The organism is Psychrobacter sp. Rd 27.2, from assembly GCF_001921755.1.
Lineage (GTDB): Bacteria > Pseudomonadota > Gammaproteobacteria > Pseudomonadales > Moraxellaceae > Psychrobacter > Psychrobacter celer.
This window is the reverse complement of record NZ_MRYB01000026.1, coordinates 1-1,393: the sequence shown is the minus strand read 5'-3', so window position 1 is coordinate 1,393 and position 1,393 is coordinate 1. Positions and strand designations below refer to the sequence as shown.

The following is a 1,393-nucleotide window of genomic DNA, read 5'->3' as shown; positions in this document are numbered from 1 at the left end:
TTACGGTCGACGATGGTCAGGCCATAAGGAGAAGCGGCGGTAAATGCCATATCCTGCCATTGCTTGCGTACACTATGGATGTGATGACTATAGCTACCGACAAACAGGCTCTCGTTATAACGCGGGGGTAAATCGCTGGGGTGATGAAACTTAGGCTGCACAGCAAAGGGTAATACCCCAACTTTGACATTGGGGCCTAGTATAGATTGATAACGTTCGACGCAGTTTTCATCCACAGTCAGTACATACTTAAACAGACTGGCAGAGTCGATAAAACGGTTAAAGTGAGCACCATCCTCTTTATTCCAAAATACAGCAGGAATATTGTGCTTATCTGCCAACTCTAACAGTTTGCGCAGATCTACGTTATTACGCTCAGGGTAATCAGGGTAGTTGGCTATCTTGTAACGCCATTTGTCTTTGTGACCGCGCCATGCTGATTCGACTAGGATGAAGTCGGGGCTATTTACTTTAAATACCCAATGCCAATGCTTGTTAGCTATATATTTTATCTTAGTACTTTTTTCTTCATCCAAAGATACAGCAGTGAGAATGTCGCTAACAATAGCAATTCGAATATATTGATTTTTAAAAGGAAAAAGTGTTTTCATTACCACGAACTCACTGTTAGCATACAAGTTTTAAAAAGATAGATAAATGGTATATGTAGCAGCCTAATTATAATCTAATTGCTTAATCCACACAAAACCTACTCAGAATTCTAAATATTAGTAATAAAAAACCAATTTATTTTGTAAAACATGAAGTAGCAGATATAAAAAGTTATCTCAATTCTAATCTGGGAAGTGTTTTATGAAATCCTCATTAGATTCTTTTTTGTATCTATGGAAATAAGATTTGTACTTCAATGCATTGCTTTTCTTTATATCTAAAATCTTTTTAGCAGGAACTCCAGCGTATACACTAAATGAATCGATATCCTTAGTAACAACACTATTGGCGCCAACGACTGTAAAACGCCCCACCTCTATTCCTCCTAACACTTTTGACCCGCCTGCTAAATAAACATCTTCATGAATTAATGGCACAAACTCCCTTTTTCCGCTATCGTTAACTCTAAATTTTCCAGAAGCTCCACCTATGGTAACGTTTTGACCAATAGCTACACCATCACTTATTAAAGCATCTTTGTGAACTACTACTCCAATCCCTCCATAACCGAATTTGACATCTTTACCTAACCTACAGTACGGAGAAACAGATGAGTTATGCAACAGCATGATTAAGTTTTGGTATCGTAGAATATTCTCTTTATCTTCGATTTCAACATATATTTGCGCTTTAGACCATAGATAATATATTGAAGGTATACTATCAATCGCATCACCTATGATTTCAAACCATTTTTCTTCGTAACTCATTAACTACCTCA

At 37.1% G+C, this 1,393-nt stretch carries 1 protein-coding gene and 1 pseudogene; both read right to left on the bottom strand.

Translation table 11 applies throughout. From position 1 onward, the window contains the following. Window positions 1-611, bottom strand: a pseudogene (locus BTV99_RS12395) (hypothetical protein); the annotation flags it as partial. A 183-nt stretch (window positions 612-794) separates the two neighbouring features. Beyond that, window positions 795-1,382, bottom strand: coding sequence for a hypothetical protein (locus BTV99_RS12390; protein WP_083608654.1), 588 nt, complete (start codon window positions 1,380-1,382; stop codon window positions 795-797). Between the last annotated feature and the right edge of the window lie 11 nt (window positions 1,383-1,393).

Coding starts and splice junctions, on each gene's coding strand:
- BTV99_RS12390 (WP_083608654.1), bottom strand. CDS start 1,382: ATGAGTTACGAAGAAAAATGGTTTGAAATCATAGGTGATGCGATTGAT.